4 protein-coding genes are annotated in these 4,712 nt (G+C 64.7%); 3 read left to right on the top strand and 1 reads right to left on the bottom strand.

All coding sequences use genetic code 11. From position 1 onward, the window contains the following. The 3 genes from E5W70_RS30965 to E5W70_RS30955 all read left to right on the top strand — a co-directional run. The coding region (locus tag E5W70_RS30965; protein ID WP_292665052.1) for a homocysteine S-methyltransferase family protein at positions 1-424 on the top strand (424 nt) is incomplete at its 5' end. After that, a complete protein-coding gene (locus E5W70_RS30960) occupies positions 424-1,605 on the top strand; it encodes a pyridoxal phosphate-dependent aminotransferase (protein WP_292665051.1) in 1,182 nt (393 codons plus the stop codon). The genes E5W70_RS30965 and E5W70_RS30960, both read left to right, overlap by 1 nt. After that, a complete protein-coding gene (locus E5W70_RS30955; protein ID WP_292665050.1) occupies positions 1,602-4,061 on the top strand; it encodes an FAD-dependent oxidoreductase in 2,460 nt (819 codons plus the stop codon). Before E5W70_RS30960 ends, E5W70_RS30955 begins: the two co-directional genes overlap by 4 nt. Before the next feature lie 6 nt (positions 4,062-4,067). Here the strand turns inward: E5W70_RS30955 and E5W70_RS30950 are convergent, their stop codons facing one another. After that, positions 4,068-4,649: an NAD(P)H-dependent oxidoreductase gene (locus E5W70_RS30950; RefSeq protein WP_292665053.1), complete on the bottom strand. Its 582-nt coding sequence runs from the start codon at positions 4,647-4,649 to the stop codon at positions 4,068-4,070. Positions 4,650-4,712 lie beyond the last annotated feature (63 nt).

The raw sequence follows: 4,712 nt of genomic DNA, 5'->3' as shown, positions 1-4,712 counted from the left end.
CGGGAAGCCCGTATGGGTGTCGTGGACGCTTTCCGACCACGGCACGCCGCGCCTGCGCAGCGGCGAAGCCATTGCAGCGGCGTCGGGCGCTCTTGACGGCCTGCCCGTCGCGGCCCGGCTGGTCAATTGCTGCCGGCCCGAAGCGATCGCTGCAGCGCTCCCCGAACTGATCGCTCTCGGCGGTCCGGTCGGCGCTTATGCCAATGGCTTCACCTCGATTGAGGCGCTCAAGCATGGCGGCACCGTGGAAGTGCTGCACGCCCGCCACGACCTCGATCCGAATGCCTATGCCGGCCAGGCGGTCGGTTGGGTCGAGGCCGGCGCCGGCATCGTCGGCGGCTGCTGCGAAGTCGGACCGGCCCACATCGCCGCGCTGCGCGACCGGCTCGAACAGGCCGGTTATGAAATTTCGGGAGTAGCATAATGCCCAGGCCATCATCGCGCATTTCCGGCATCGTGCCTTCGGGCAAGGATGGCTGGGAGGTTCATTCCGCTGCCTGGGCGCGCAAGCAGGCCGGCGAGGACATCATTATGCTGTCGGTCGGCGACCACGATTTCGACACGCCGAGCGAGACGATCGAAGCCTGCGTGGCGGCGGTTCGCGCCAGCAATCACCACTACACGCCGCTTGCCGGCGTTCCGCGCCTGCGCAAGGCGATGGCGGCGGCTTCGACGCTGTGCACCGGCGTTGCGACAAATCCCGACCAGGTCATCGCCACGCCGGGCGGGCAGGCCGCGCTTTATGCGGCCATTCAAGCGGTTCTCGACCAGGGCGACCATGCCATCGTCGTCGCGCCCTATTACGCCACCTACCCCAACACCTTCAGCGCGGCGGGCGCCGAGTTCAGCGTCGTCGAGACCCCCGCCGAGGATGGCTTTCAGCCGCGCGCCGCCGACATTCGCGCCGCCCTTCGGCCGAACACCCGCGCCATCCTGATCAACACGCCGAACAATCCCACGGGTGCCGTCTATTCGCGCGAGCGCCTGGAAGAGCTGGCGCAGATCTGCCGCGAGTATGACCTATGGCTACTGTCGGACGAGGTCTACTGGACGCTGGGCGGCGGCGAGCACGTCTCACCACGCTCGCTGCCCGGCATGGCGGAACGCACGCTGGTCATCAATTCGATGTCGAAGAGCCACGGCATGACCGGCTGGCGCATGGGCTGGCTGACCGGGCCTGAACAGATGATCTCGCTGCTGACCGACCTCAATCTGGTGATGACCTACGGCCTGCCGGCCTTCATCAGCCTCGCCTGCGCGGAGGCGCTCGAAAATGGCTACGGCGTCAAGGAGATCGCCGAGCGCTATGCCGCAAGGCGCACCGTCGTTCTCGATGCCATGCGCGGCATGAACAATATCACCGTGCGCGGCTCCGAAGGCGGCATGTACGTCATGCTCGACATATCGGCGATCGAGCCGGACGACGAAAAATTCGCCTGGGCCTTCCTCGACCAGGAAAAGGTCGGCGTCATGCCCGGCTCGAGCTTCGGCGAGGCCGCAGCCGGCCACATCCGCTTCAGCCTCTGCCAGCCTGAACCGGTGCTGATGGAGGCTGCCACGCGCCTGCGCCGCTTCGCCTCCTTCTATCGCCGCGAGGCCGCATGAACGCCCCGCCCCCGAAAGCCATCCCCACCAAAGCGAGGGCGGTGATCATCGGCGGCGGCGTTTCCGGCTGTTCGGTCGCCTATCATCTGGCCAAGCTCGGCTGGACCGATATCGTGCTGCTTGAGCGCAAGCAGCTGACATCGGGCACGACATGGCACGCCGCCGGCCTGATCGGCCAGTTGCGCGGCTCGCAGAACATGACGCGGCTGGCGAAATACTCGGCCGACCTCTACGTCAAGCTGGAGGCCGAGACCGATGTCGGCACCGGCATGCGCCAGGTCGGCTCGATCACCGTGGCACTGACAGAGGAGCGTAAGCACGAGATCTACAGGCAGGCGTCTCTCGCCCGCGCCTTCGATGTCGACGTGCGCGAGATTTCGCCCAACGAAGTCAAGCAGATGTACCCGCATCTTAATGTTTCCGATGTTGTCGGCGCCGTGCATCTGCCGCTCGACGGCCAGTGCGACCCGGCCAATATCGCCATGGCGCTGGCCAAGGGCGCGCGCCAGCGCGGTGCGACGATCGTCGAGAACGTCAAGGTCACCAAGGTCCACACCAAAAATGGGCGCGTCACCGGCGTTTCCTGGGCGCAAGGCGACGAGCAAGGCCTGATCGATACCGATATCGTCGTCAACTGCGCCGGCATGTGGGCACGCGAACTTGGCGCCCAGAATGGCGTCACCATCCCGCTGCACGCCTGCGAGCATTTCTATCTCGTCACCGAGCCGATCCCCGGGCTCTCCCGGCTGCCGGTGCTGCGCGTGCCGGACGAGTGCGCCTACTACAAGGAAGATGCCGGCAAGATGATGCTCGGCGCCTTCGAGCCAGTGGCCAAACCCTGGGGCATGAACGGCATAAGCGAGGAGTTCTGCTTCGACCAGTTGCCGCAGGACATGGACCATTTCGAGCCGATCCTCGAAATGGGCGTCAACCGCATGCCGATGCTGGCCACCGCCGGCATCCACACCTTCTTCAACGGCCCCGAGAGTTTTACCCCCGACGACCGCTATTATCTCGGCGAGGCGCCGGAGCTTTCCGGCTACTGGATGGCGACCGGCTACAATTCGATCGGCATCGTCTCCTCCGGCGGCGCCGGCATGGCGCTGGCGCAATGGATCAATGACGGCGAAGCGCCTTTCGACCTTTGGGAGGTCGACATCCGCCGCGCCCAGCCGTTCCAGAAGAACCGCCGCTATCTCAAGGAGCGCGTCTCCGAAACGCTCGGCCTGCTCTATGCCGATCATTTTCCTTACCGGCAGATGGCAACCTCGCGAAACGTCCGCCGTTCGCCGCTGCACGAACATCTGAAGACGCGCGGCGCCGTGTTCGGCGAGGTCGCCGGCTGGGAGCGCGCCAACTGGTTCGCTAGGCCCGGCCAGGAGCGCGAATACCGCTATTCCTGGAAACGGCAGAACTGGTTCGACAACCAGCGTGAGGAGCATCTGGCGGTCAGGAGCGGCGTCGGCCTGTTCGACATGACCTCGTTCGGCAAGATCCGCGTCGAGGGTCGCGACGCCTGCGCTTTCCTGCAAAGACTCTGCGCCAACGACATGGACGTGGCGCCGGGCAAGATCGTCTACACCCAGATGCTCAACCAGCGCGGCGGCATCGAGAGCGATCTCACCGTCTCGCGGCTGTCCGAAACCGCCTTCTTCCTCGTCGTGCCCGGCGCGACGCTGCAACGCGACCTGGCGTGGCTGCGAAAACATCTTGCCGAGGAGTTCGTCGTCATCACCGATGTGACCGCGGCCGAAGCGGTGCTCTGCCTGATGGGCCCGGATTCGAGGAAGCTGATCCAAAAGGTCAGCCCCAACGATTTCTCAAACGAGAACAACCCGTTCGGAACGTTTCAGGAGATCGAGATCGGCATGGGCCTGGCCCGCGCCCACCGTGTCACCTATGTCGGCGAACTCGGCTGGGAGCTTTATGTCTCGACCGACCAGGCTGCCCATGTCTTCGAGGCGATCGCGGAGGCAGGCACCAATGTCGGGCTAAAAACATGCGGCCTGCACACTTTGGATTCCTGCCGCATCGAAAAGGCCTTCAGGCATTTCGGCCACGACATCACCGACGAGGACAATGTGCTGGAGGCCGGCCTCGGCTTTGCGGTGAAGACCGCCAAGGGCGATTTTCTCGGCCGCGATGCGGTTTTGAGAAAGAAGGAGAGCGGATTGAACCGGCGCCTGGTGCAGTTCCGGCTGAACGACCCCGAGCCGCTGCTCTTCCACAACGAGGCGATCCTGCGCGACGGCAAGATCGTCGGTCCTATCACCTCGGGCAATTACGGCCATCATCTCGGCGGCGCCATCGGGCTTGGTTACGTGCGTTGCAAGGGCGAGAGCGAGACGGATGTGCTGTCGTCGTCCTACGAGATCGAGATCGCCGGCGAGCGCTTTGCGGCGGAAGCATCGCTTAAGCCGATGTACGATCCGAAGGCGGAACGGGTGCGGATGTAGCGCACCTCAGAACGCGTCCATCCTGGCCGCGACCTTCGCCACGAACCTCGTCCGCGTCTCGTCGGTCGACAGATTCATCGAGTAATGCGCGAGGTAGGAAACCGACCCGCTAGGCTTGATCGTCGCACGCAGCACCCGCTTGACCAGCTTGCGCGGCGGGTCACCCATCAGCATGGCTCGGAACCGGCTGCCGCCATAGGTCGTGACCGCGACCACCTTGCGGATGTTGTGCAGCGACGGCTGCACCTTGCCGTCGACCAGCTTGAACGACACACCGGGCAGGAAGACGCGATCGAAAAAGCCTTTCAGAATGGCCGGATAGCCGAAGTTCCACACCGGAAAGGACAGCACCAGCGCCTCGGCCCGCAGCAAGCGCTCGACATAAGGCGACGCCGGATCGCCGTCGTTGCGTTCGTCGTGATAGGATAGCCGTTCAGCCCGCGTCAGCCTGGGATCGAAACCCTCGGCATAGAGATCGCAGTCGTCGACCACATGGCCGGCGGCCTTCAGGCGCTCGACGATGGTCCGGTGCAGGCCGGCATTGAAGCTGGTCCCGACCGGATGAGCGTAGAGGACGAGGACGTTCACCCAAGTCCTCGCAGGCCGGCGCGAGGCACCCCCCTCTGCCCTGCCGGGCATCTCCCCCTCAAG

This window comes from Mesorhizobium sp. (genome assembly GCF_005063415.1).
GTDB lineage: Bacteria > Pseudomonadota > Alphaproteobacteria > Rhizobiales > Rhizobiaceae > Mesorhizobium.
The sequence above is the reverse complement of the archived record's forward strand: the minus strand, read 5'-3'. Positions and strand labels throughout refer to the sequence as shown.